The organism is Frankia sp. CcI49, from assembly GCF_001983215.1.
Classification (GTDB): Bacteria; Actinomycetota; Actinomycetes; order Frankiales; family Frankiaceae; genus Parafrankia; species Parafrankia irregularis.
This window is the reverse complement of record NZ_MOWP01000004.1, coordinates 264,738-290,318: the sequence shown is the minus strand read 5'-3', so window position 1 is coordinate 290,318 and position 25,581 is coordinate 264,738. Positions and strand designations below refer to the sequence as shown.

19 protein-coding genes are annotated in these 25,581 nt (G+C 71.2%); 5 read left to right on the top strand and 14 right to left on the bottom strand.

Annotated features, from left to right (window positions below; genetic code table 11):
• Window positions 1-626: 626 nt before the first annotated feature.
• On the bottom strand, window positions 627-1,637 hold the full coding sequence (locus CcI49_RS01965) for a heme o synthase (protein WP_054566523.1): 1,011 nt from the start codon (window positions 1,635-1,637) through the stop codon (window positions 627-629).
• Between the two features lie 850 nt (window positions 1,638-2,487).
• Between CcI49_RS01965 and tal the strand changes: the two genes are divergently transcribed.
• The 4 genes from tal to pgl all read left to right on the top strand — a co-directional run bounded on the left by tal (window position 2,488) and on the right by pgl (window position 7,351).
• Complete coding sequence (gene tal / locus CcI49_RS01960) at window positions 2,488-3,597, top strand: transaldolase (protein ID WP_054565740.1); 1,110 nt, start codon at window positions 2,488-2,490, stop codon at window positions 3,595-3,597.
• Window positions 3,598-3,736: 139 nt separating this feature from the next.
• Window positions 3,737-5,269 carry a glucose-6-phosphate dehydrogenase gene (gene zwf, locus CcI49_RS01955; RefSeq protein WP_076823855.1) on the top strand — a complete coding sequence of 511 codons (1,533 nt, stop codon included), beginning with the start codon at window positions 3,737-3,739 and terminating at the stop codon, window positions 5,267-5,269.
• 31 nt (window positions 5,270-5,300) lie between these two features.
• Window positions 5,301-6,395, top strand: a complete 1,095-nt coding sequence (locus CcI49_RS01950) for a glucose-6-phosphate dehydrogenase assembly protein OpcA (RefSeq protein WP_054565739.1) — start codon at window positions 5,301-5,303, stop codon at window positions 6,393-6,395.
• A 77-nt stretch (window positions 6,396-6,472) separates the two neighbouring features.
• Window positions 6,473-7,351: a 6-phosphogluconolactonase gene (pgl, locus tag CcI49_RS01945; protein WP_076824219.1), complete on the top strand. Its 879-nt coding sequence runs from the start codon at window positions 6,473-6,475 to the stop codon at window positions 7,349-7,351.
• 32 nt (window positions 7,352-7,383) lie between these two features.
• Here pgl and CcI49_RS01940 read toward each other — a convergent pair whose 3' ends face one another.
• The 12 genes from CcI49_RS01940 to uvrC all read right to left on the bottom strand — a co-directional run bounded on the left by CcI49_RS01940 (window position 7,384) and on the right by uvrC (window position 21,155).
• On the bottom strand, window positions 7,384-7,773 hold the full coding sequence (locus tag CcI49_RS01940; RefSeq protein WP_054565738.1) for an SHOCT domain-containing protein: 390 nt from the start codon (window positions 7,771-7,773) through the stop codon (window positions 7,384-7,386).
• A 128-nt stretch (window positions 7,774-7,901) separates the two neighbouring features.
• Window positions 7,902-9,593 carry a serine/threonine-protein kinase gene (locus CcI49_RS01935; RefSeq protein ID WP_241839859.1) on the bottom strand — a complete coding sequence of 564 codons (1,692 nt, stop codon included), beginning with the start codon at window positions 9,591-9,593 and terminating at the stop codon, window positions 7,902-7,904.
• A gap of 84 nt (window positions 9,594-9,677) precedes the next feature.
• Entirely contained in the window at window positions 9,678-10,019 is a 342-nt protein-coding gene (locus tag CcI49_RS01930; RefSeq protein WP_006538993.1) for an RNA polymerase-binding protein RbpA, read from the bottom strand.
• 284 nt (window positions 10,020-10,303) lie between these two features.
• Complete coding sequence (locus CcI49_RS01925) at window positions 10,304-12,025, bottom strand: ABC transporter substrate-binding protein (RefSeq protein WP_235497876.1); 1,722 nt, start codon at window positions 12,023-12,025, stop codon at window positions 10,304-10,306.
• A gap of 67 nt (window positions 12,026-12,092) precedes the next feature.
• Window positions 12,093-12,323 (bottom strand): preprotein translocase subunit SecG, encoded by a 231-nt coding sequence (gene secG / locus CcI49_RS01920; RefSeq protein WP_006538991.1) that lies wholly within the window; start codon window positions 12,321-12,323, stop codon window positions 12,093-12,095.
• Between the two features lie 103 nt (window positions 12,324-12,426).
• Window positions 12,427-13,239 carry a triose-phosphate isomerase gene (gene tpiA, locus CcI49_RS01915; protein WP_076823853.1) on the bottom strand — a complete coding sequence of 271 codons (813 nt, stop codon included), beginning with the start codon at window positions 13,237-13,239 and terminating at the stop codon, window positions 12,427-12,429.
• Between the two features lie 90 nt (window positions 13,240-13,329).
• Window positions 13,330-14,532: a phosphoglycerate kinase gene (locus tag CcI49_RS01910; protein WP_054565734.1), complete on the bottom strand. Its 1,203-nt coding sequence runs from the start codon at window positions 14,530-14,532 to the stop codon at window positions 13,330-13,332.
• 61 nt (window positions 14,533-14,593) lie between these two features.
• Window positions 14,594-15,601 (bottom strand): type I glyceraldehyde-3-phosphate dehydrogenase, encoded by a 1,008-nt coding sequence (gene gap, locus CcI49_RS01905; RefSeq protein ID WP_006538988.1) that lies wholly within the window; start codon window positions 15,599-15,601, stop codon window positions 14,594-14,596.
• 235 nt (window positions 15,602-15,836) lie between these two features.
• A complete protein-coding gene (whiA, locus tag CcI49_RS01900) occupies window positions 15,837-16,841 on the bottom strand; it encodes a DNA-binding protein WhiA (protein WP_193209709.1) in 1,005 nt (334 codons plus the stop codon).
• A complete protein-coding gene (locus CcI49_RS01895; RefSeq protein WP_054565733.1) occupies window positions 16,829-18,013 on the bottom strand; it encodes a 2-phospho-L-lactate transferase CofD family protein in 1,185 nt (394 codons plus the stop codon). The genes whiA and CcI49_RS01895 overlap by 13 nt, the downstream gene beginning before the upstream one ends.
• Window positions 18,010-18,879, bottom strand: a complete 870-nt coding sequence (gene rapZ, locus CcI49_RS01890; RefSeq protein WP_006538985.1) for an RNase adapter RapZ — start codon at window positions 18,877-18,879, stop codon at window positions 18,010-18,012. Before rapZ ends, CcI49_RS01895 begins: the two co-directional genes overlap by 4 nt.
• On the bottom strand, window positions 18,876-21,155 hold the full coding sequence (uvrC, locus tag CcI49_RS01885) for an excinuclease ABC subunit UvrC (RefSeq protein ID WP_076823850.1): 2,280 nt from the start codon (window positions 21,153-21,155) through the stop codon (window positions 18,876-18,878). The genes rapZ and uvrC overlap by 4 nt, the downstream gene beginning before the upstream one ends.
• A 574-nt stretch (window positions 21,156-21,729) precedes the next feature.
• Between uvrC and CcI49_RS01880 the strand changes: the two genes are divergently transcribed.
• Entirely contained in the window at window positions 21,730-22,149 is a 420-nt protein-coding gene (locus CcI49_RS01880; protein WP_006538983.1) for an SsgA family sporulation/cell division regulator, read from the top strand.
• Window positions 22,150-22,226: 77 nt separating this feature from the next.
• Here the strand turns inward: CcI49_RS01880 and uvrA are convergent, their stop codons facing one another.
• On the bottom strand, window positions 22,227-25,286 hold the full coding sequence (uvrA, locus tag CcI49_RS01875) for an excinuclease ABC subunit UvrA (RefSeq protein WP_076823846.1): 3,060 nt from the start codon (window positions 25,284-25,286) through the stop codon (window positions 22,227-22,229).
• Between the last annotated feature and the right edge of the window lie 295 nt (window positions 25,287-25,581).

Sequence of the window (25,581 nt, the reverse complement as noted above, 5' to 3'; positions counted from 1 at the left end):
AGAAGCTGGCTGGAGGGACGGCCGGTTGACAGCCGATCGGGAGGGCCGGTTGGGAGCCGGTCAGATCCAGCCCTTCGGCGGAGGCGGGTCCAGCGCCGCAGCGCGAAGAACGTCCCGCGTCGGGCTGTCACCGCTGGCTGGCAGGAGTCGCCGCTGGCTGGCAGGAGTTGAGGAGCGTGGTCGTTCTGGAGCTCGCAGCAGAATCCTGAGACGCGGCGGATCCGGACCACCAGCATGGGCTTGGCGGAGCCGTGCTGACGGAATGCGAACCGCACCCGTACGGCCACCCATCGAGGATCCCGCACCGCCATGTAGCACCGACAACCTACCCCAAGAGGAACAAAAGGGGCATAAGCGGCCGGGCGACCCGCAAGAAAGAAGGATTTCGGTCGTTGGAACGACCGAAATCGCTCACTCTTGCGACTCACCAAACCTGGCTAGCCGGCTACCGGGCGCTCAGAGGTCCAACCGGGTCGGTGGAGCGCGAGCCTCACCATGGCTGCCGCCGTCGCACGGCCGCCAGGCCGTGCGCCCACGCCAGGCCGTGCGCCCAGCAGACCGCGACCGGCCGTCACGCGACCGGCAGGCCGTGGCCCGGCAGGCCACGGCCTGCCGGCCCAGGGCTCTCAGACCAGCGCTGCCGCGGCCAGGGCGGCGAAGAGCAGCGTGAGGTACGAGATCGACATGTGGAACAGGCGCATCGGCCGGATGTCCTCACCGCGGTGGGCGCGGGCCACCATCCGGTGTGCCTCCGCGACGAACCAGGCCCCGAGCAGCGCGGCCGGCACCGTGTACACCAGCCCGATGTCGGCGACCGGGCCGACGGCGAGCGAGACCGCGACCATCACGTACGAGTAGAGCAGGATGCGGCGGGTGACGACCTCCGTCGTGGCCACCACCGGGAGCATCGGCACCCCGGCCGCGGCGTAGTCGTCCTTGTAGCGGATGGCCAGCGCCCAGAAGTGCGGCGGTGTCCAGAAGAAGATGACGGCGAAGAGCAGCACCGCGGCCCAGCCGACGGTTCCGGTCACCGCGGACCACCCGATCAGTACCGGGAAGCACCCGGCCGCGCCGCCGATCACGATGTTCGACGGCGAGCGCCGCTTGAGGCCCAGCGTGTAGACGAAGACGTAGAACGCGATCGCGCCCACGGACAGCGCGGCGGAGATCCAGTTGACCAGCAGGCCGAACATCAGGGTGGAGACGATGCCCAGCACGATGCCGAACCTGAGCGCCTGCGCCGGCTCGACCGTCTCGCGGACCAGCGGACGGCGCTTGGTGCGGCCCATGAGCTGGTCGATGTCACGGTCGACGTAGCAGTTGATGGTGTTGGCACTGCCCGCCGACAGGGTGCCGGCGACGAGCGTCACCACGATCAGCCACCATGACGGCATGCCGCGCTCGGCGAGGAGCATGACCGGAACGGTGGAGACCAGGAGAAGCTCGACGACCCGCAGCTTCATCAGCGCGATGTACGAGCGGGTCCGGCCGGCGGCCCGGGCCCAGCGGCTTCGGGGGCCGGCGAGATCAAGATCGGAGGGCCCCGCCGGGGCGGGTGACACCGCGCCGACAGCGCCCATGGCGCCGGCGGCGGGCAGACCCGCCACGGCGGGCGTCGGGACGACGGCAGCGGTCACAGCGGCGCTCGTCGGCTGGACCGCGCCCGGCACGGAGCCGCGCAGCGCGGATCCCGCCGTGGCCGAACGGCCACCGCTCGACGTCACCGGGCGGCGGCGCAGGCCCTGCCGGTGGCGAACAACGGCCTCGGGAGACAGAACGACCTCGCGATCGGCGCGGTCATCCAGCGAACCGCGCGGGACGGTGCCCGGAGTAGGGCGTGGGGTGGGTTCTACGACGTGTCGGAGTCTAGCCGCCGCGAGGCGGGGAGTGCGCGTGGGCTGCGTCCCGACAGTGCTCCGAACCCGCCTGTGGGCGACGTCCGTCGGGGGCTGCGGGCTGGCGGTGCGTCCGGGCTGTCAGACCCGCCACGCTGCGCGACGATATGCGCATGACGTCGGCCGCCGGCCGGCCCGGGTAACGAGTCCAGTGTTCTTCGGCACGTTCCCTCCCTGCCGGCAGGGCACGGACACTGGGGTGAGGATCACGCGACAGGGTAGGGCGGAGGACAGGGACATCCGGCACGGTCGCCGTAAGCAGTAAGGAAGGCGGCACGAAGGCAGTGACGAGCTCGGCCAGGGGCACCGTATGTCCGTCGCCTCACAGTGTCCGCGCGTGTCACGGCGGCGGAGGGCCGTCCGCCGAGATGCGATCATTGTGGGGCAGGACTCCCGTCCCGCATGCACCCGACGACCCGGCACCTCGGCTCCGCCAGCACCTGGAGCTCCCGCAGAACCTGGAGCTCCCGCAGAACCTCGACATCCCCAGCAGTCTCGGCTCCCCCAGCACCCCGGCTACCCATCGCCTCGAACCACCGCAACCACGGACCACTGCGGCGCGACGACACGGCCGCGCAGAGGAGGACGTCCGATGAGCAAGCCACTGTCCGACCTGTCGGCCGCGGGTGTCGCGGTCTGGCTGGACGACATCAGCCGGGAGCGGATCCGGACCGGCAACCTGGCCGAGCTCGCCCGCACCCGCAGCGTCGTCGGGGTGACCAGCAACCCGACGATCTTCCAGAAGGCGATCGGCGGCGGCGAGACCTACGACGCGCAGCTGCGCGACCTGGCCGTCCGCGGGGTCGACGTGGGCGAGGCAGTCCGGGCGATCACCGCGCACGACATCCGGGCCGCCTGCGACATCCTGCGCCCCGCGTACGACGCGAGCGGCGGGGTGGACGGCCGGGTCTCCCTCGAGGTCGACCCGCGGCTCGCCCACGAGACCGAGCGCACCGTCGCCGAGGCACGTGCCCTGTGGTGGCTGGTCGACCGGCCCAACCTGTTCATCAAGATCCCGGCGACCCTGGCCGGCCTGCCGGCCATCACCGCGGCCCTGGCCGAGGGCATCAGCGTCAACGTCACGCTGATCTTCGCGCTGGAGCGGTACGAGGCGGTCATGGATGCGTTCATGACCGGCCTGGAGCAGGCCCTGGCCGCTGGTCGCGACATCTCGGACCTGGCCTCGGTGGCGTCCTTCTTCGTGAGCCGGGTCGACAGCGAGGTGGACCGTCGGCTCGGGAAGATCGGCACACCCCAGGCGGACGCACTGCGGTCCAAGGCCGCGATCGCCAACGCCCGGCTCGCCTACGAGCTGCATCAGAAGGTGTTCGGCACCGCCCGGTGGGAGCGGCTGGCCGCGGCCGGCGCGAAGCCGCAGCGGCCACTGTGGGCGTCGACGTCGACGAAGGACCCGTCGTTGTCGGACACCCTTTACGTGGCGGAGCTGATCGCACCCGGCACGGTGAACACGATGCCGGAGGCGACACTGGAAGCGTTCGCCGATCACGGGGTCGTCCCCGGCGACACGATCACGCCGCACTACGAGGAGGCGCACTCAGTCATGTCCCAGCTGGCCGATCTGGGGGTGGACATGGCCGATGTCGTCGACGTGCTGGAGGTCGACGGCGTCCGCAAGTTCGAGGACTCCTGGAACCAGCTGCTCGACACGATCCGCGATCAGCTCGGGTCCGCCGCGTCCTGACGCCGCACTCCGACGCTCCGCCCCGGAAGCCGCCAACGGGCCGCCAGCCCAGGCGGGTTCGGCGCGCGGGCGGCAGGATCGGTCAGGAGGGTCGGTCAGGCGGACCTCGCGAACACCACGAACTGTGAAGGGGGAACGGGTGGCGTCCACCGCTAGTGGCAACCCACTGCGGGATCCACGGGATCGGAGGCTGCCACGGCTGCCGGACAACAGTGCTCTGGTGGTCTTCGGCGCGACCGGTGACCTGGCCCGCAAGAAACTCATCCCGGCCGTCTACGACCTCGCGAACCGAGGGCTCCTGCCCCCGGGATTCGTTCTGGTCGGTTTCGCCCGCCGGGACTGGAGCGACGAGGATTTCGCCGCGTTCGCCCGGGAGGCCGCGGAACGCGGCGCCCGCACGCCGTTCCGGGAGGACACCTGGGACAGGCTGGCGAGCTCGGTGCGTTTCCGGTCGGGTTCGTTCTCCGACGACGCCGCGTTCGACGGCCTCGTGAAGCTGCTCGCCGATCTGGAGTCCAGCCACGGGGTGCCCGGCAACGCGGCCTTCTACCTGTCCATTCCACCGGCCGCGTTCCCGGTGGTTCTCAAGCAGATGCAGCGGACGGGCCTGGCCTCCAACGAGGCCGCGGGCGGCTGGCGCCGCGTGGTGATCGAGAAGCCGTTCGGCAACGATCTGGAGACCGCGCGCCAGCTCAACTCGCTCGTCGACGACGTCTTCACCCCGGAGGACGTCTTCCGCATCGACCACTACCTCGGCAAGGAGACGGTCCAGAACCTTTTCGCGCTGCGTTTCGCGAACACGCTGTTCGAGCCGATCTGGAACTCGCACTTCGTCGACTCGGTGCAGATCACGATGGCCGAGGACGTCGGCATCGGCACCCGTGCCGGCTTCTACGACGAGACCGGCGCGGCCCGGGACGTACTGCAGAACCACCTCCTGYAGCTGCTCGCGCTCACCGCCATGGAGGAGCCGGTCAGCCTCGGCGCCGAGGCGATCCGGACCGAGAAGCTGAAGGCCCTGCGCGCCGTGTCGCTGCCCGAGGACTTCGCGACCTACGCCGTGCGCGGGCAGTACTCGCAGGGCTGGCTCGCCGGCGAGCGGGTCCGCGGCTACCTGGAGGAGGCCGACATCCCCGCGACGTCGGCCACCGAGACCTTCGTCGCCGTCAGGCTCGGAGTGCAGACCCGGCGCTGGGCCGGGGTGCCCTTCTACCTGCGGACGGGCAAGCGCCTGCCGCGCCGGGTCACCGAGATCGCGATCACCTTCACCAAGGCCCCGCACCTGCCCTTCGACGAGACCGACACGACCGAGCTGGGCAACAACCAGCTGGTGATCCGGGTGCAGCCCGACGAGGGTGTCACGCTGCGCTTCGGCTCCAAGGTGCCCGGTTCGTCGATGGAGGTCCGTGACGTCGCCATGGACTTCCTGTTCGGCGAGGCGTTCACCGAGGCACTGCCCGAGGCCTACGAACGCCTGATTCTGGACGTCCTGCTCGGCGACGCGACGCTGTTCCCGAACAACGCCGAGGTCGAGGAGTCCTGGCGGATCATCGACCCGCTGGAGGACTTCTGGCAGAGCACCACCCCGCACGCCTACCGGGCGGGCACCTGGGGGCCGGCGGCCGCCGACGAAATGCTCAGCCGTGACGGCCGACGGTGGCGCCGGCCATGACCTGTGACCGCCACGTCGAGGGGACCCTGGCATGACCACGCTGTGGGACACCACCGGATCAGCGGTGGTCAAGGCTCTTTCCGCCGAGCGGCGGGCCGCGGGCGCGCTCGCGTTCGGCCTGGCGCTGACACTCGTCGTGGTCGTTGACGAGCAGCATGTCAGCCAGGCCGAAAGCGCGGCGATGGCGGCGTCCGCGGCGCACCCCTGCCGGCTGCTGATCGTGGTGCGCCGCCAGATCGACGCTCCGCATCCGCGTCTTGATGCCGAGGTGTCGATCGGTGGGCGGCTCGGGCCCGGCGAGGCGGTCGTGATGCGGATGTCGGGCCGGCTGGCGCTGCACGCCGAGTCGGTCGTCCTGCCGCTGCTCGCGCCGGACGCACCGGTGGTCACCTGGTGGTACGACGCGCCGCCGGAGAAGATCGCCTACGACCCGCTCGGGGTCTTCGCCGACCGCCGGGTCACCGGCACCTACGCGGCGCCCGATCCGCTCGCCGCACTGCTGCAGCGGGCCGAGGACTTCGTCCCCGGTGACACGGACCTCGCCTGGACCCGCATCTCCGGCTGGCGCACCCTGCTGGCCGCCGCCTTCGACCAGGTCACCGAACCCGCCGGCCCGGCGACTGTGGTGAGCGAGCCCGACAACCCCAGCGCACGCCTGTTCGCCGGATGGCTGCAGGCCAAGCTGCGGATCCCGGTCACGATCACGGACGCTCCTGGCCGCAAGGGGATCCAGAGCGTGCAGGTCGCCGTCGGCGACGGTGAGGTCGTCCTGGCCCGAACGGACAGCCGCTCGGCCGGCATCACCCGCACGGGCTACCCCACCCGGGTCCTCCCGCTGCCGGAACGAGGCCTCGGTGACCTGCTCGCCGAGGAACTGCGCCGCCTCGACGACGACTACGTCTACGCGGAGGCGCTCTCGGCCTGGAGCGGCGTTCCCCACCTGAACCGCCGGCCGCGGCATCGCGACCACATCTGGCGCGACCCCGCGCTGGAGCAGCCCGCTGCCGCCATGGCCGCGATCACCGCCACGCCGGCTGCCGTATCCCCAGCCGCGCCCACACCCGCGTCCCCGGCCACACCCGCGGCTCCGGCCCCGAACCCGACAACCCCGCCCGCGGCGTCGTGACCGCGGGGAGACCCGGCCCGGAGGTCGAACCCGTGCCAGCCACCCCGACCAGCCCGACCACAGCGACCAGCCCGACCGTGACGACCACGGCGGCCTCCGCCCCGGCCAGAGTGGTCGTCCACGCCGATGCCGGGGTGCTCGTCCGCGCGGCGGCGGCCCGGCTCGTCACCGCACTGGTCGACGCACAGGCGGAGCGCTYGGTGGCGTCGGTCGTCCTCACCGGCGGCGGCATCGGCATCGCGCTGCTGCGAGCGCTGCGGGGAAGCCCGGCGCTGGACGCGGTCGACTGGTCCCGGGTGGACGTCTGGTGGGGCGATGACCGGTTCGTGCCGGCGGACTCCCCCGACCGCAACGACCGGCAGGCCTGGGAGGCGTTGCTGGAACACATCCCGCTGGACCCGAGCCGGGTCTTCCCGATGGCGCCCTTCACTCCGGCGCGGGCGGCCGGCGACATCGAGTCCGCTTCGGACAGCGCCCCCGCCGAGGGCGCCGGCAACGCGGCCCGGCTGGCGTCGATCCGGCCAGCCGGCGTCGAGGAGCCCGAGACCGCGGCCGTGGCGTACGCGGCCGAGCTGGCCGCCCGAGCAGAGCCCGGTTCGCCGGTGCCTGTCTTCGACGTGCTGTTGCTCGGGCTCGGGCCGGAGACGCACGTCGCCTCGATCTTCCCCGACTCCCCCGCGTCCGTGGCGACCGAGCCGGTGGCCGCGGTGCGGGACTGCCCGAAGCCGCCACCGACCCGGGTGACGCTGACCCCGCCGACGCTGCGGTCAGCGCGTCAGGTGTGGGTGGTCGCCGCGGGCGAGGAGAAGGCGGAGGCGGTCGCGACCGCGCTGCGCCCCGGCGCGGATCCGGTGAAATGGCCCGCTGCCGGGGCTGTCGGGCGTGAAGCCACCCTGTGGCTCGTCGACCGGGCGGCCGCGTCCCGCCTTCACGCCTCACAGGCCGGGGTCCGCTGACGGAAACCCGGCCCGTGGGGCGGCCGGTGGGTTCAGGCCAGGATCTTCGTCTTCTCCCGTTCGAACTCGTTGCTGCTGATGACGCCGTGGTCACGTAGGTCGGCCAGCCTGCTGAGCTCGTCAGCGGTGCTGGGCCGCCCGGCTGCCGAGCGGACCTGGGCACGCCAGAGGTCGGCCGCGGCGGCCGCCTCGCGGTTCTGCCGCTCGTGCATGCTGTGGCCCCGAACAATCAGATAGGCCAGCACACCGATCAGCGGCAGGAGAATGATCGCCGCGGTCCAGCCTGCCTTCCCCCAACCAGACAGGTCCTGGCTGCGGAAGACGTCCGTCACCACAGCAAAGAGCAGAAAAAGCCACATCACGAAACAGAAGAACCACAGCATGTAGAGGAACACGCTGAGGAGCGGGAAGTCGGAATCCACCTTGCCTCCTCTCACCGTCACCTACCAGCAGGACCGACTCATACCCGCTTCGCCGCGCCAAGCCGCGCCCAGCGCTCACCCGGCACGGGTGAATCGGCGAACGCGCCCACGCCGATCGGCTCCGACTGTCAGCTCAGGCCCTCAGCTCTGATCCGGGTGAGATCGGCGCTGCCCATCGAGTTGATCGACGTCGCCGGGAACATGTACCCCAACCGATCACCGGGCCGTAGCGTCAGGACCAGCCGGTCAGCGCCCTGGCACAGCAGCCCCTTCTCGTCGAGCCGCTCCTGGACGGTGATGGTGTTCGGACCGGCCGCCAGCAGGCGCAGGTCCGCGCTGCACCCCTCGGTCGGATAGGAGCTGTGGCCGACGTCGTCGCCGACCGCGCCATCGGTGAGCACGATCTCGACTCCGAACCCGACCGGCCCCTGGACCACCCAACCGCTCCAGGAACCGACCATTCCGGCGGGTACGGCCGAACCAGCACCACGCGGAGCGGCACCGCCCATCATGATCCACAGTGTGACGGTGACGAGCCCGATGACCGCCAGGCCCGCGATCCCCCCGGCAAGCCACGGACGGCTCCGTAACGCCCGGGCCATCCAGGCCGCTCGCCGAATCGGGCTCGCCCGATCCACCTGATCCATCCGACCAGCCTGATCCAGGCCCTGTACCGATGGCACGGGCACCGAGTCCCGCGGGACCGGGGAAGTCGCCGCACGGCCCGGATCAGCCGCGGGCGGGGGACTCGGAGCGGTTGGCGGGGCCGGAACGGCTGGAGAGACCGACGCGGCCGGCGGGGCCGGAACCGCTGGCGGGGTTGGAGTGGCTGGCGGAGCCGGAACGGCTGAAGAGACCGGAAAGGGCAGGGGGCTCCGAGCAGCGCCAGTCGTCGCCGGGGCGGACAGGCGCAGTGCCCGCAGGAGCAGGGCACGGGCCGCTTCCGCTCCCAGGCGGCTCTCCGGGTTCTTGATGAGCAGGCCACCGATGACCGGCCACAGGGTGTCCGCCCGCGCCAGCGGCGGTGGATCCACGTGCAGTACCGCGCCGAGGGTCATCACGATGTTCTCCCGCGCGAACGGCGGCTCCCCGTCGACGGCGAAGTACAGCGTGGCACCGAGGGAGAACAGGTCCGCGGCCACGGAGGCCGGACGCTGGGTGATGCGCTCCGGCGCCAGGTAGGCGGGAGTACCCGCGCTGCCATCGGAACCCGGAGAGGTCGTGTCCTCGACGTGGGTCGCGATACCGAAGTCGGTGAGCAGGACACGGCCGTCGTCGGCCAGCAGGATGTTCGCCGGTTTGACGTCCCGGTGCAGCAGCCCGATGCGCTGCCCGGCCATCAGGGCGTCCAGCACTGCCAGACCCACCTGCGCGACCCGGGTGTTCGGCAGCGGGCCGCCCGCCCGTACCGCCGCGTCCAGTGACGTGGCGGCGATCAGCTCCATGATGATCCACGGGATGCCGACGTCCTCGAGGACGTCGGTCACGGAGACGACGTGCGGGTTGCCCCGCAGCCGGGCGGCGTTACGGGCCTCCCGCACCGCGGCGGCGACCCGGGCCCGGTCCGGGTCGACCGGACCGGGCCCGCTCGGACGTCCACCGACCCAGATGGCCTTGGCCGCCACCTCGACCCGCAGCAGCAGGTCCGAGGCGCGCCAGACGACGCCCATGGAGCCGGCGCCGATTGTTTCCAGCAGGCGGTACCGGCCGGCCACAACGTGACCGGCCTGAACCCGGCCGGCCACCATGCGGCCGGCCGCACTGCGGTCGACCTCCTCGTGGCCGGTCACGCCCCGGCCGGTCTCGGTGCGATCGGCCACCGTGCGATCGCCCTCAACGTGGCCGGCCTCAACCTGGCCGGCCTCGAACTCGCACAGCTGACGGTTCCGCGGTGAGGCTCAGGTTCAGGTGACCGGCGCACCCCGCAGCTTCGCCAGGGCCTCCGCGAGGATCGCCTCGCCGTCCTTCTCGTTGCGGCGCTCCCGCACGTAGGCGAGGTGCGTCTTGTACGGCTCGGTCTTCGGCGGCGCGGGGGTGTTGTCACGGTCCCTGCCGGCGGGAAAACCACAGCTCGGACAGTCCCAGGTGTCCGGTATGGAAGCGTCGGCGGCGAAGGCCGGCTTCGTCTCGTGCTCGTTGGCGCACCAGAAGGAGATCCGTTGCCGCGGCGCAGTGTCGCCCCGCTCGGCCTCCCCCATTGGCCCTGCCCCGACCCGGCTCCCCCGGATGGCGTTGCCACCTGCCACGGCCCGCGTGCTCCTTCGTCTCGTCCCATGGGTGGTAGCTCGGCGGTCGGCCCCCCGCGGTCGGACCACCCACGCCCGCACCGCCACCGTTGACGTGCCGGCGCCTACCGAAAGGCTCGCCGAGGACGTCTTTTCGGAGTGTAGGACGCCAGGCCCACCACGGGTTACACCGACCACCCCCACCGGGGCTTCTATCGCTTCAGGAGGGCCCGTTGGGGCCCTCGCCCGGGTGTGTTTCTGCTCGCTGCGAGGACTTCGGCGCGCTGCGAGATGCTCGACGCCACTCAGGGTGCCAGTGCGACTGCAGTGGGGTCGGCGGTTCCCAGCGACGGAACGATCGTGAAGGTCACGACGGTCGCGCTGTGGAGGCGGGCCGAGTGCCTGACCGCGAGTGGCACGACCGCGGCGTCGCTGACAACCGTGCGTTCCAACGCCGACCAGTCCGCCGCGGCCTGGTCCTTCCCCAGGGTCGTGAGGGCGCCGTCCAGGCGGGTCGGCAGGTCCTCAAGCCGGTAGCCGCCGTCCGCCGGGCGTGTGCCGACCCAGGTCTCGTCCAGCAGCGGCTGGTAGACGGTGCGCCCGGCGTCGCCGAACCAGTCCGGGTCGATGGTGGTCAGCGCCAGGTCCCAGAACTGCGCCTGCGGGTTGCTCACCGCCTGCTGGTACTGCTCCGCGTTGCGGATCCGCACGTCCAGCCGGATGCCGGCGCGGGCGAACGCGGTCCGCAGGGCCTGGGCGACGGCGGCGTCGGTGGCACTGTCCGTCGTCAGCAGCGACAGCGCGGTCACCTTCCCGCCGGGGTTGTTCGCCAGGCCCTCGCCGCAGCGCTCGGGGTCGCCGGTACCCTCCCCCGCCGCATAGGGGTCGTACTGCTCGTAGCCGGTCATCGGCGCCTGCAGCAGCTGGGACGTCTCACTGGCGAGCGTCGGCCCGCCGAGCGCGTCGACGACCGCGGCCCGGTCGACGCAGTACGCCAGTGCCGCGCGCACCTGCTGCTCGCGCAGCGCGGCCGCGGACGGCCCGTTCAACCCGACGACCAGAGCGGTCACCGACCCGGTCGAGGAGATCGCCAGCCGGTCGTCCCCGTCGCCGGCCAGGTCACTCAGCACGCCCGCGGGAACCTCCCCGTCGAGGGCCATGTCCCCTTCCCCGGCCTCGATGCGGGCGGCGATGGTCTCCGGCGTGAGGCCGTCCGTGACGGTGATGTGGTCGGGCAGCGCCCGCCGGATGCTGTCGGACGAGCCGCTCCAGGACGGGTTACGGGAAAGCAGGTAGCTGCCGTCGGGTGCGGACACGAAGCGGTACGGGCCGGCGGAGATCAGGTTGTCGAGGTACTCCGGGGAGTCCGCCGGGTAGGCCAGCGCCTCCAGGGGAACCGGGGAGCTCGCCGGCAGGGCGAGCAGGTCGACGAAGTCGTTGGACGCCTTGAGCAGGTGGAACACGATCGTGTCGTCGCCGACGACCTCCACACCGGAGATCGAGCCGCTCTCGATCATGGCCGGGGCGTCGGCGACCGGCGCCGCGGCGAGCTGGGTGCAGAACTCGGCGAAGCCGCGGATGGTCGCGGCGTAGTAGCCGCGCATCGGCGAGGGCGTCGGCGGAGAGCACAGCCGCTTGAATCCCCGGGCCACGTCGGTCGCGGTGATCCGGCGCTGGCTCGGTGTGTTCCAGCGGGCCGCCGAACGCAGGCGCACCGTGTAGGTCAGGCGGTCCTCGGACACCACGGGGGCGCCGACCGCGAGATCCGGCCGCGGGATCGTCGAGCCGGTGACATCCGGGTCCGAGGGGTAGCTGTAGAGCTGCCGGGTCACGAGCCGGGCGAACGCCCGCTCCCCCGGCTCGTCGGCCCAGCCTGGATCGCCGCTGGGCATCTGCCCGGTGAGCAGGCGGAGGGTGCCGCCGGGCTTCTCGACGGGCGCGGAGGTCGTCGGCGCGCTGGACGGGCTCGCCGCCATCGGGCCTGGTGCCGGATCGGGCTCACCGGTGCACCCCGCGGCCGCGACCATTGCGACCGCGAGGAGAGCGACCAGCGCACGAAGTGTGCCCGACCACCGGGATCTGCTGCTCAACTATTCAGCTCTTCAACAGCAGACCGAGGCCGATGATGCAGGTGGCCCACAACAGGGCCACCGCGATGGTGAGGCGGTCGAGGTTCTTCTCGACGACCGAGGAGCCGCCCAGCGACGACGACACCCCTCCGCCGAAGAGGGTCGAAAGACCACCGCCCTTGGCCCGGTGCAGCAGCACCAGCAAGATGAGCAGCACGCTCGTGACGATGAGTGCGATCGACAGACCGACCGTCATCTGGACCAGCTCCCGCTGTCGTTAGGGCCCGAACGTCGTACCCGATCAGGCCCGACGATCGTGCCAACGTACATCACGCCGCCCCGGTGCCCGCGCAGGTGCCTCAGGCCGCCGGCGAAGCGCGGACGATCCCCACGAACTCCTCTGCGACAAGGCTCGCGCCGCCGACGAGACCACCGTCGACATCGGGCATGGTGAACAGTTCGGCGGCGTTCGCGGCCTTGACCGAGCCCCCGTAGAGAACCCGGATTCCGCCCGCGACGGAATCCCCGAACAGCTTCGAGAGCTGGCCACGAACCGCCGAACACATGTCCTGGGCGTCCTGGGCCGAGGCGGTCCGACCGGTTCCGATCGCCCACACCGGCTCGTAGGCGACGACGAGTGTCGCGGCCTGCTCGGCGCTGACGCCGACGAGCGAACCCTCCAGCTGGGTCAGCACATGATCGACGTGGTTACCCGCCGCGCGGACGTCCTCGTGCTCACCGACGCAGAGGATCGGTGTGATGCCGTGCTTGTAGGCCGCGAGGACCTTGGAGGCGACCAGTCCGTCGTCCTCGTGATGGTAGGTGCGCCGCTCGGAGTGCCCGACGACGACATACGAGCAGCCAAGCCTCGACAGCATGGTTCCGCTGATGTCACCGGTGTAGGCCCCGGAGCCGTGCGGCGACAGGTCCTGACCCCCGTAGCCGACAGCGAGCTTGTCGCCGTCGACCAGGGTCTGGACGCTGCGCAGGTCGGTGAACGGCGGCAGGAAGACAACCTCGACCTTCTCCAGCTCCGCCGGCTTCAGGTCGAAGGCGACCTTCTGCACCAGCGCGATGGCCTCGAGATGGTTGAGGTTCATCTTCCAGTTGCCGGCGACCAACGTCCGCCGACCGGAACCGGCCGATCCGCGGGCGGGTGCCCCCTTCGCCACGTCCCTGCTTCCCTTCGTCGGTGATGATGCTTCGGATGGTGATGCCTCGGAGGTGATGCCTCGAATGGCGTCCCGTGCCCCGGGCGGGGCTCAGACGTCGAGTGCGGCGAGCCCGGGAAGGCTCTTGCCCTCCAGGTACTCCAGGCTGGCGCCACCGCCGGTGGAGATGTGGCTGAAGTCGCTGTCCGGGATGCCGAGCGCACGGACGGCGGCGGCCGAGTCCCCGCCGCCCACGACGGAGAAGCCGTCACCGGCGGCGACGGCCTCGGCCACACCCTTCGTTCCCGCCGCGAACGGCGCGAACTCGAAGACACCCATCGGGCCGTTCCAGAAGATCGTGGCCGCACCGCCGACCACGCCGGCGAACGCCGCGGTCGAGGCCGGCCCGATGTCGAGGCCCAGCCAGCCGTCCGGAATCGCGTCCGCGGTGACGACCGCGGTCTCGGCGTCCGCCGCGAAGCGGTCCGCGACCACGACGTCCGTGGGAAGCACGAGCCGGTCGCCGGCCTCGGCCAGCAGCCCCTTGCAGGTGTCGATCATCTCGCTCTCCAGGAGCGAGGCGCCGACCGGGTACCCGAGCGCCGCCAGGAAGGTGAAGCACATCCCGCCCCCGACCAGGAGCGAGTCGACCTTCGGCAGCAGGGCCCGGATGACGCCGAGCTTGTCCGACACCTTCGAGCCGCCGAGCACCACCGTGTACGGCCGGGCCGGGGCGGCGGTGAGCCTGCGCAGCACGTCCAGCTCGGTCAGCACCAGCCGGCCCGCCGCGTGCGGCAGCCGCTTGGGCACCTCGGACACGCTCGCGTGCGCCCGGTGCACGGCGCCGAACGCGTCACCCACGTAGAACTCGGCGAGCGCCGAGAGCTCGTCCGCGAACGCGGCCCGGGCGGCGGCGTCCTTGCTGGTCTCCCCTGCATGGAAACGGAGGTTCTCCAGCAGGGCCACCTGCCCCTCGCCCAGCTGCCCGACCACCTCACGGGCCCGGTCACCGGCGATGTCGCCGCTACCGTCCCCGGCGAAGGCGACCGGGACTCCCAGCAGCTCGGCCAGCCGCTCGGCGACCGGGGCGAGCGAGTACTTCGCCTCGGGCTCGCCCTTGGGGCGGCCGAGGTGCGAGCAGACCACCACCTTCGCCTGCCGGTCCAGCAGCGCCTGGATCGTCGGCACGCTGGCCCGCACCCGACCGTCGTCGGTGATGCGGGGCGTGGCCCCCGAGCGGTCCAGAGGCACGTTGAGATCGCTACGGACAAGTACACGGTGACCGGTGACCTGCAGGTCGTCGATCGTCCTCACGCTGGCTACTCCGGTGTAGGCGAAGGTCAGGTGGTCAGGTTGGTCGGATGACCTGGTGCTGTCAGAGCCGGCCGGCGACGAGCCCGGTCAGGTCGACGAGACGGTTGGAGTAGCCCCACTCGTTGTCGTACCAGCCGACGACCTTGACCTGGCTGCCGAAGGACATCGTCAGCTGCGAGTCGAAGGTGCAGGAGGCCGGGGTGCCCACGATGTCGGAGGAAACGATCGGGTCCTCGGTGTAGACGAGGTAACCCTTCAGTGGTCCTTCGGACGCGGCCTTGTAGGCGGCGTTGATCTCGTCCTTCGACGCCTCGCGGGCCAGATTCACGACAAGGTCGGTCACCGAACCGTCGAGTACCGGAACACGCATCGCGAGACCGTCGAGCTTGCCCTTCAGATGCGGAAGAACAAGCGCGGTCGCCTTCGCAGCCCCGGTGGTGGTGGGAATGATGTTCTGCGCGGCCGCACGCGCACGACGCAGGTCGGAATGCGGGAAGTCAAGGATGACCTGGTCATTCGTGTATGCGTGGATGGTGGTCATCAGACCACGTTCGATACCGAACGCCTCGTCGAGCACCTTCGCCAATGGCGCGACACAGTTCGTCGTGCAGGAGGCATTCGAGAGGATGTGGTGGTTCGCCGGGTCGTACACGTCGTCGTTCACACCCATGACGACCGTCAGATCCTCGCCCTTGGCGGGGGCGGAGATGATGACCTTCTTGGCGCCGGCCTCCCGGTGCTTGCCGGCGGTCTCCGCGGTCGTGAAGCGGCCCGTCGACTCGATCACGATGTCGACGCCCAGGTCACCCCACGGCAGCGCCGCCGGGTCCCGCTCGGCGAGCACCTTGATCGTGGTGTCGCCGACCCGGATGCCGTCGTCGGCGACGGAGACCGGCTCGGCGAGCGTGCCGAGGGTCGTGTCGTACTTCAGCAGGTGCGCGAGGGTCTTGTTGTCCGTCAGGTCGTTGACGGCGACGATCTCCAGATCGCTCCGCCGGCTTGCCGCAAGGGCCCGCCAGAAGTTACGACCGATACGCCCGAAGCCGTTGACACCCACCCGCGTAGCCACGTCCAGGACTCCCTATGCTCGTGTGCCGTCGTGTGCCAGGAGCCTAGCGAGTCCGGACATCATCGGCGGGAATCCGAACCGATACATGTCGGTCTCCTCACATCGGGGGACCCAGCACCCTCAGCAATTGGTTGAATGCAGCGCCTTTCGCCAAACACCCTATCCCATGGGCCTCGGCGAACACGGCGCGTGTCCGCGCACTCGACGTACCCCGTCCAGGCGCCTGATTGCGTGCTCAGGCGTTCTCAAAGAGTTCCGGAGAGACGCTGGCCTCGGTGTTCGGGATACCGAGAGCGTTGGCCCGTTTGTCCGCCAGCGCGAGCAGTCGACGGATTCGCCCGGCAACGGCGTCCTTGGTCAGCGGCGGGTCGGCGAGCGCACCGAGCTCCTCCAGTGACGCCTGTGCGTGTTCGAGCCGCAACCGTCCGGCTGCGAGCAGGTGGTCCGGCGCATCGTCACCGAGGATGCGCATCGCCGCCTGCACCCGGGCACCGGCCGCCACCGCGGCCCGCGCCGACCGGCGCAGGTTGGCGTCATCGAAGTTCGCGAGCCGGTTCGCCGTCGCCCGGACCTCGCGGCGCATCCGCCGCTCCTCCCAGGCCATCAGGCTGTCATGCGCACCGATCTTGGTCAGCAGCGCGCCGATCGCGTCGCCGTCGCGGACCACCACCCGGTCGACTCCGCGCACGTCCCGGCTCTTGGCCTGCACGCCCATCCGCCGGGCCGCGCCGACCAGCGCCAGCGCCGCCTCCGGGCCGGGCGCGGTGACCTCCATCGAGCATGACCGCCCCGGCTCGGTGAGCGAGCCATGCGCGAGGAACGCGCCTCGCCAGGCCGCCGCCGCGTCGCAGGCAGACCCGGTGACCACCTGCGGTGGCAGGCCACGCACCGGGCGGCCGCGCTGGTCCAGCAGCCCCGTCGAGCGGGCGAGCTGCTCACCGTCGCGCTCCACGCGGACGATGTAGCGCACCGACCGCCGTAGCCCGCCGGCGGCGAGCACGGCGACTGACGACGGGAAGCCGAAGACCTCGGCGATCTCACGCCGCAGTCGACGCGCGGTGGAGCCGGTGTCCAGCTCGGCCTCCACCACGATGCGCCCGCCGACGATGTGCAGGCCGCCGGCGAACCGCAGCAGCGCCGCCATCTCAGCCCGCCGACAGCAGGGCTTGGCCACTCGCAGCCTGCTCAGTTCGTCCTTGACGGTGGCCGTCATCGCCGCCACACCGATCACTCCTTGCATTCACCGGAGGGGATCCGATGGCCTCGGCCACCGGTCGTTGAGCACCCGACGCCCGAGGGATCGACGCATGCCGCACCCCGGTCCCGCCAGGACCGCTCGTCCACGGGACGTGGGGGCACCGGCACCGCCGCCCGGCCCACATCGGCCTGGCTGCCGGGTGCGAACACGGCACGGAACGCGGCCGCGAGACGCTCGGGATCGTGCAGGGCCGGCTCGTCGGCGGCCCGCACGGACGAAAGGTGAAGCCTGCCGCCCAGATCCGCGGCCGCACGGGCCAGCGGTTCCGGATCATCGACCGCGGCGGGATCCGCGATCACGACGTCCAGGCGAAGACCGGGGACATGGGTGGCCAGCGCGTGCAGATGCGCCTCGGGCGTGTACCCGGCGGTCTCACCGGGCTGCGCCACGAGATTGAGGACCATGACGCGGCGGGCCCGGGAACCCGTGATCGCCGCGCGCATGTCCGGCACGAGCAGGTGCGGAAGCACACTCGTGTAGAGCGAACCGGGTCCCAGGACGATCCAGTCCGCGGCCTCGGCGGCGGCCAGCGCCGCGCCGCACGCCGCGGGCGCCGCGGGCACCAGCCGCACGCCCTCGACCCGGCCCGGAGTCGTGGCGACCGCGGCCTGACCGCGAACCTCCACCGATTCCCCCGACTCCGCTTCCCCCGACTCCACCGGCCGATCCGTGCCGGTGCCAGTACCGGCACCGATACCGGCGATGGCGCCCGGGCCGACGTCGAGGCCCGTCACATCCGCGACGATGTCGATGCCGTCGCAGGACAGTGGGAGGACCCGGCCGTCGACGCCGAGCAGGGACGCGGCCAGGTCAAGCGCGGCGACCGGCGAACCCGCACGTTCGGCCAGCGCGGTCAGGACGAGGTTCCCGACCGCGTGGCCGGCGAGCGGCCCGTCGCCCCCGAAGCGGTGCTGGAAGAGGTCGGCCCACGTGGTGGACCAGCCGTCGGTGCCGGCGAGCGCGGCCAGCGCCATCCGCAGATCGCCCATGGGCAACGCACCGAGCTCGGCCCGCAGCCGACCGGACGATCCGCCGTCGTCACCCACGGTGACGACGGCGGTCAGGTGTGCGGTGATCCGCCGCAACGCCGACAGCGACGCCGCCAGTCCGTGCCCGCCACCGAACGCGGTGATCGCGAGAGCGTCGCCGGTCACTCGCGGCCCAGATCCCGGTGCACCACACGCACCCCGATGCCGTCGGCCGCGAGCCGCGCGCCAAGCTGCTCGGCCACGGCGACGCTGCGGTGCTTGCCACCGGTGCAGCCCACCGCCAGCGTGAGGTAGCGCTTCCCCTCCCGCACGTAGCCCTCGCCGACCAGGTGCAACAGCGCCGTGTACTGGTCGACGAACTCCTCCGCGCCCGGCTGGGCGAGCACGTAGTCGCGCACCTGCGGATCGCGCCCCGTGTAGGGGCGCAGTGCCTCGACCCAGTGCGGGTTCGGGAGGAAACGGCAGTCGGCGACGAAGTCGGCGTCGAGCGGAAGGCCGTACTTGTAGCCGAAGGAGACCACAGTCGCGTTCAGCCGGTTGGCGCGTGGCTGGCCGAACGCCACATCGATCTTCGCCCGCAGCTCGTGCACGTTGAGGTCGGTCGTGTCCAGCACGAGGTCGGCTTCGCCACGCAGCTCGGCGAGCAGCGCCCGTTCCCGGCTGATCCCGTCGACGACCCGCTCGTCGCCCTGCAGCGGATGCGGGCGCCGGACATGGTCGAACCGGCGGACCAGCGCGTCGTCGGAGGCCTCCAGGAACAACATCCTCGGATGCATGCCCCGCGAGTCCAACGCCTCGACCGCGGCCCGCAGGTCGGAGAAGAACGCCCGGCCTCGGACATCGACGACCACCGCGATCCGGCTCACCGCCCCGCCGGAACGATGGCCCAGCTCAGCCATGGTCGACAGCAGCGCCGGCGGCAGATTGTCGACGACGAACCAGCCCAGGTCCTCCAGGCACTTCGCCGCCGTGCTGCGACCAGCACCGGACAACCCGGTGATGATCGCGAGGTCAAGAGTTGCGGTGGTCATCCAGCCACCCCCCGGATAGTGCCCTGCGCGGCGGCGGGCTCGGCGTGCCCGGCCGACTCGTCGACCGGGCTCGGCGCCGCCACCGGATCGGACATCGCCCCTGTGGTCTCGGTACCTGTGGTCCCGGTCCCTATGATCTCGCCGGTGAGCGGGTTGACGGCGGGCGGGGGCGCCTGGGCCTCTCCGGGAGCCGATCGGGCCAGCGCGGCCACGATCGCCTCGGCCGTCCGCGGCCCGATGCCCGGTACCTGGGCGATCTCCTCAGCCGTCGCGGCGCGGACCTTCGTCACCGAGCCGAACTGTTGTAGCAGGGCCTTGCGCCGGGTCTCGCCCAGGCCCGGAACCCCGTCCAGCGCCGAGGCGACCATCGAGGCCGACCGCTTCTGCCGGTGATAGGTGATCGCGAAGCGGTGGGCCTCATCGCGCACGCGCTGCAACAGGTAGAGCGCCTCGCTGGTGCGCGGCAGGATGACCGGCTCGTCCTGGTCCGGCAGCCAGATCTCCTCCAGGCGTTTCGCCAGCCCGCACAGGGCCACGCCACCCGGACCGGACTCGACACCGAGCTCGTCGAGGGCCCGCGCGGCCGCCGCGACCTGCGGCGGACCGCCGTCGACCACCACGAGGTTCGGGGGGTAGGCGAACCGGCGGGGCCGTCCGGTCTCCGGATCCCGCAGGGACGGCCCCCCCACGTCCTCGGCCACTGCGGCCATTCCGGCCATTCCGGCCGCTTCGGCCGCTTCGGCCTCGCCACCGTCAGCGTCTTCGGCACCCGGGTAACCCGCGAGCTCTCCCGTCCGCGCGCGCTCGGCCAGATAACGCGAGAACCTGCGGTGAATGGTCTCGTGCATGCTGGCGACGTCGTCCTGCCCGTCGACGCCACGGATCGCGAACCGCCGGTACTCCGACTTGCGCGGCAGGCCGTCCTCGAAGACGACCATGCTCGCGACGACATTCGTGCCCTGCATGTTCGACACGTCGAAACATTCGATGCGCAGCGGGGCGTCGGGCAGCTCCAGAGCCTCCTGCAGGTCGGCCAGGGCGCGGCTGCGCGCGGTGAGATCACCGGCGCGCTTCGTCCGGTGGAGCGTGAACGCCTGTTTGGCGTTGCGTTCCACCGTCTCCATCAGGTTGCGCTTGTCGCCCCGACGCGGCACGCGCAGGTCGACCCGCGAACCGCGGGCCTGACTGAGCAGTTCGGTGACGGCCTCGGCGTCCGGCGGCAGCTCGGGGACGAGGATCTCGCGCGGGATCTCACCGGCGTACCCGGTGTCGGTGCCGGTGCCACCGGCACCCGTGTCGCTGGAACCCGTGTCGCTGGAACCGGCCGCCGACCCGTCGGCCCCGTCCAGGTACTCCTGGGTCAGGAACTTCTCGACGAGGTCTCCCGTGGTGACGTCGTCGAGCTTGTCCACGACCCAGCCACGCTGGCCACGGACCCGACCGGCCCGCACGTAGAAGATCTGGACCGCGGCCTCGAGCTCGTCCTGCGCGAAGGCGATCACGTCGGCGTCGGTCCCGTCGGGCAGCACGACAGCCTGCTTCTCGACCGCGCGGCGCAGCGCGCCGATATCGTCCCGCAGCCGGGCGGCGCGTTCGTATTCCTGGGCGTCGGCGGCGGCCTGCATCTCGCGTTCGAGCCGGCGCAGGTAACGGCCCGTCTGCCCCGACATGAAATCGCAGAAGTCCTCGACGATCTCCCGGTGGGTGGCCGCGTCGACCCGGCCCACGCACGGCGCGGAGCACCGGTCGATGTACCCGAGCAGGCAGGGACGCCCCACCTGGCCCGCTCGTTTGAAGACGCCCGAGCTGCAGGTCCGGGCCGGGAAGACACGCAGCAGCAGATCCAGCGTCTCCCTGATGGCCCACGCGTGCGCGTAGGGGCCGAAGTACCGCACGCCACGACGCTTGGGCCCACGCATCACCTGCAGCCGCGGAAACTCCTCGTACAACGTCACGGCGAGACTCGGGTAGCTCTTGTCGTCGCGGTAGCGGACGTTGAAACGCGGATCGAACTCCTTGATCCAGGTGTACTCGAGCTGAAGCGCCTCGACCTCGGTGGACACGATGGTCCACTCCACGGAGCTCGCCGTGGTGACCATGTGCTGGGTACGCGGGTGCAGGGTATGCACGTCGGCGAAGTAGTTCGCGAGCCGGGCGCGCAGGTTCTTGGCCTTGCCCACGTAGATGACCCGGCCATGCTCGTCACGGAAGCGGTACACGCCCGGGGTCTCGGGGATCGAGCGCGGCGGGGGCCGGTAGGTCGCCGGATCAGCCATGAACCGAGCCTACGGCCGTCATCCTCCGACCTGAACGGTGCCTGCACGTATCCATTTCATCACGCTCAGCTTCCATGTCGTCGAGGACCCCCGGAGCTCCCCGCGTCGAGCCGCGGCCGACCGGCCCGCGAGCACGCCCCCGGACGCCGGTCAACGGCCCGCGAAAAGCCACTCCCCGGGCCCGCGTCCACGAGCTGCCAGGCGGATGATCTCCCATCAGGCCTCGGCTGAGGCCGCATCGCCGTATGCTGTATGACGGTCGGCGGCTCGACGCCGACCGGCGCGGCAGCCGACAGGCGGCCGTGGCTGGTCGACACGGCCGCTGACTGGCTGTCACAGCCGTTGATCCTCGGCTGGCCGACACCGCTGTTGACCAGTCGACACCGCAGGTCACACTGCAGGTGCCAGGCGGCCGAAGACGGTCGACTCTGCAGGAGACACTGTTGTAGACACAGCGGACGGTCGTCACGGCAGACGGGCGGCGCAGACGCAGCAGACGGGCGACACGCAGCCGTTCGACACGCAACGGTTCGACACGACGGAGCCGGCGGACTGGGACCAAGGGGGCCGACGGGTGCAGGTGGATGACGTCACGACGGAGTTCGTCGTCGACGACGCACCCGGGCGCGGAAGAATCACCGTTCTCCAGGTCACCTGGCGGAGCTGTGACCCGCTGGCGGTCGCCCTGGTGCTCGTCTCCCGGCCGGACCACCCCGCGCTCCCGCAGGGCCACTGGGTGACCCCACGGGACGCGCTGCGGGCCGGCCTCGACGGCCCGGCTCCGGTAGGCGACGGTGATGTTCGGATCACCCCGGAGCCGACCCGGGGCGGGATCCGCCTGGAACTGGCTGACGGCGATCGGCGGTCGGTGGTCGTCCTCGACGCGGCACCGGTCCGCCGCTTCCTGGACCGCACGGAGCGGGTCGTGCCCGCCGGCGAGGAACACCCCGAGGTCGCTCTGGACGCCGTCCTCGACGATCTTTTCCAGAGCTGACAGCGGCGGGCCAGCCGTTCCAGGCAGCCCCGGGGCAGCCGACCCCCGCCGCTCGCCGTTGTCAGGCCGCCAGGCTCTCAGCTGGTCACCGACGCGGTACCGGCCAACCGGTCACGGCCCTTGGACGCCCTCGCGTTCCTGACGCCGGCACCCTTCGCCGCCGGGCCCGCTCCATCAGGGGTGGCAGCACCCGCCTCCTGACCCGCCGCCACCTGCTCCGCCACCACCTGACCGTCGGCCTGCTCCGCCACCACCTGACCGTCGGCCACCGGGGCCGCGCCTGCGGTCGCACCACGGCCGCCCAGGATCTCGCGCAGGAATGCCCCCGTGTGGCTCGCGGACACGGCGGCGATCGCCTCGGGGGTGCCCTCGGCGACGACCCGACCGCCGCCGGTGCCGCCCTCCGGCCCCATGTCGATGATCCAGTCGGCGGTCTTGATGACGTCCAGGTTGTGTTCGATCACGATCACCGTGTTGCCCGCGTCGACCAGCCGCCCGAGGACACCCAGCAGCTTGCGGATGTCCTCGAAGTGCAGGCCGGTGGTCGGCTCGTCCAGCACGTAGACGGTGCGGCCGGTGGAACGGCGCTGCAGCTCGGCCGCCAGCTTCACCCGCTGCGCCTCGCCACCGGAGAGGGTGGGCGCGGGCTGGCCGAGCCGGACGTACCCCAGCCCGACGTCGTTGAGCGTGCGCAGGTGGCGCGCGATCGCCGGGACGGCGGCGAAGAACTCCGCGCCCTCCTCGATCGGCATGTCGAGAACCTCGGAGATGTTCTTCCCCTTGTAGTGCACCTCGAGGGTCTCGCGGTTGTACCGGGCGCCCCCGCAGACCTCACAGGGCACGTAGACATCCGGAAGGAAGTTCATCTCGATCTTGATCGTGCCGTCACCGGAGCAGGCCTCACAGCGGCCGCCCTTGACGTTGAACGAGAACCGGCCGGGCAGGTAGCCGCGGACCTTCGCCTCGGTCGTCTCCGCGAACAGCCGGCGGATGTGGTCGAACACGCCGGTGTAGGTCGCCGGGTTGGAACGCGGAGTCCGGCCGATCGGTGACTGGTCGACCCGCACCGCCTTGTCGAGGTGGTCGAGCCCGCTCACCGTACGGTGCCGGCCCGGTACCTCGCGGGCGCCGTTGAGGTGGTTGGCGAGCACGCAGGCGAGGATGTCGTTGACCAGCGTCGACTTGCCCGACCCGGACACCCCGGTGACCGCCACGAAACAGCCCAGCGGGAAGGACACCGTCACGTCACGCAGGTTGTGCTCACGCGCGCCGTGCACGGTCAGCGCACGGCCCCTGGTCGGCGCCCGGCGGATCGCCGGGACGGGAATCTCCCGCCGGCCGGAGAGATATGCCCCGGTCGCCGACTCCGCACTGCTCAACAGGTCGTCGACCGATCCGGAGACGACCACCCGACCACCGTGCTCGCCCGCGCCCGGGCCGATGTCGACCACCCAGTCGGCGGCGCGGATGGTGTCCTCGTCGTGCTCCACCACGATCAGGGTGTTGCCCAGATCCCGCAGCCGGATGAGGGTCTGGATGAGACGGCGGTTGTCCCGCTGGTGCAGGCCGATGGACGGCTCGTCGAGCACGTAGAGCACACCCACCAGCCCGGAGCCGATCTGGGTCGCCAGCCGGATGCGTTGCGCCTCGCCGCCGGCGAGGGTGCCCGCGGCGCGGTTCAGGGAGAGGTAGTCGAGGCCGACGTCCAGGAGAAAGACCAGCCGGGCGTCGATCTCCTTGAGAACCTGCCCGGCGATGGCCTGTTCCCRCTCGCTGAGCTCGACGTGCCGCAGGAACTCCGCGCATTCCTGGATCGACATGGCGGACACCTCGGCGATGGAGCGCCCGGCGAGGGTGACCGCCAGTGACTCCGGCTTGAGCCGGGAGCCTCGGCAGGCCGTGCAGGGCACGTCACGCATGTAGCCCTCGTAGCGCTCACGGCTGCTGTCGGACTCCGCGTCGGCGTGCCGGCGCCGCAGGAACGCCAGCACGCCCTCGAACGAGGTGTAGTACGAGCGCTTGCGCCCGTAGCGGTTCGTGTAGCCGACGTGGATCTCGGTCTCGCCGCTGCCGTGCAGGATGGCCTTGCGGGCCCGCTCCGGCAGCCCCTCCCAGGGCGTGTCCATCCGGAAGCTCAGGTCCTCGGCCAGCGCCGTCAGCAACCGCTGGAAGTACTCCTTGCTGTGCCCGCCGGACCACGGCTGGATGGCGCCCTCGGCCAGCGAGAGCGTCGGGTCGGGCACGATCAGCTCGGGGTCCACCTCCTTGCGCGTGCCCAGCCCGGAGCACTCCTGACAGGCACCGAACGGCGAGTTGAACGAGAAGGACCTCGGCTCCATCTCCTCGAACGACAGGTCGTCGTACATGCAGGCGAGGTGCTCGGAGTACATCCGCTCGCGGTCGGGGTCGGCCGGATCCCGGTCGACGAAGTCGAGCAGCACCAGACCGTTGCCCAGCCGCAGGGCCGTCTCGATCGAGTCGGTGAGGCGGCGCTTGGCCGACTCCTTCGCCGCGAGCCGGTCGACCACGACCTCGATCGTGTGCTTGCGCTGCTTCTCCAGCTTGGGGCGCTCGGTCAGCGGCACGACGGTGCCGTCGACGCGCACCCGGGCGAACCCGGAGCTCTGCAGCTCGGCGAAAAGATCCGCGTACTCGCCCTTGCGCCCGCGCACGACCGGTGCGAGCACCTGGAAGCGGGTGCCCTCGGGCAGCTCCAGCAGCCGGTCGACGATCTGCTGCGGGGTCTGGCGCGCGATCGGGCGACCGCACCGGGGGCAGTGCGGATGGCCGACTCGTGCGTACAGCAGCCGCAGGTAGTCGTATACCTCGGTGATCGTGCCAACCGTCGATCGCGGGTTACGCGACGTCGACTTCTGGTCGATGGACACCGCCGGCGACAGCCCCTCGATGAAGTCGACATCGGGCTTGTCCATCTGGCCGAGGAACTGGCGCGCGTAGGCGGACAGGGACTCGACGTACCGGCGCTGGCCCTCCGCGAAGATCGTGTCGAAGGCGAGGCTGGACTTGCCCGAGCCCGACAGGCCGGTGAAGACCACCAGAGCATCTCTGGGCAGGTCGAGATCGACATCACGAAGGTTGTGCTCGCGTGCTCCGCGCACGACAAGACGGTCGGCCATCGTCAGGTCCCTCGTCGTCCTCGATCGGTTGCTGGACTTCGCTGTCGGTGGTTGCGCTGTCGGTGCTGGTGGCGCTGTCGGTGCTGGTCGCGCCGGCGCCGGCGGTGCCGCCGGTGCCGTTGGTCGGGGTCGCCCGAACCTGGCCGGCTACCGATCGCGACCAAACGCGCGTTCGAACACCGACGACGCTACACGCCCCGCCGAAGTGGCTCGCAACAGCACCGCCGCCCCGGACGGACGGCGACAACCAGGCCACAAGCCCATCGGCGCCGGACCGACGGGCCACACCCGAGCG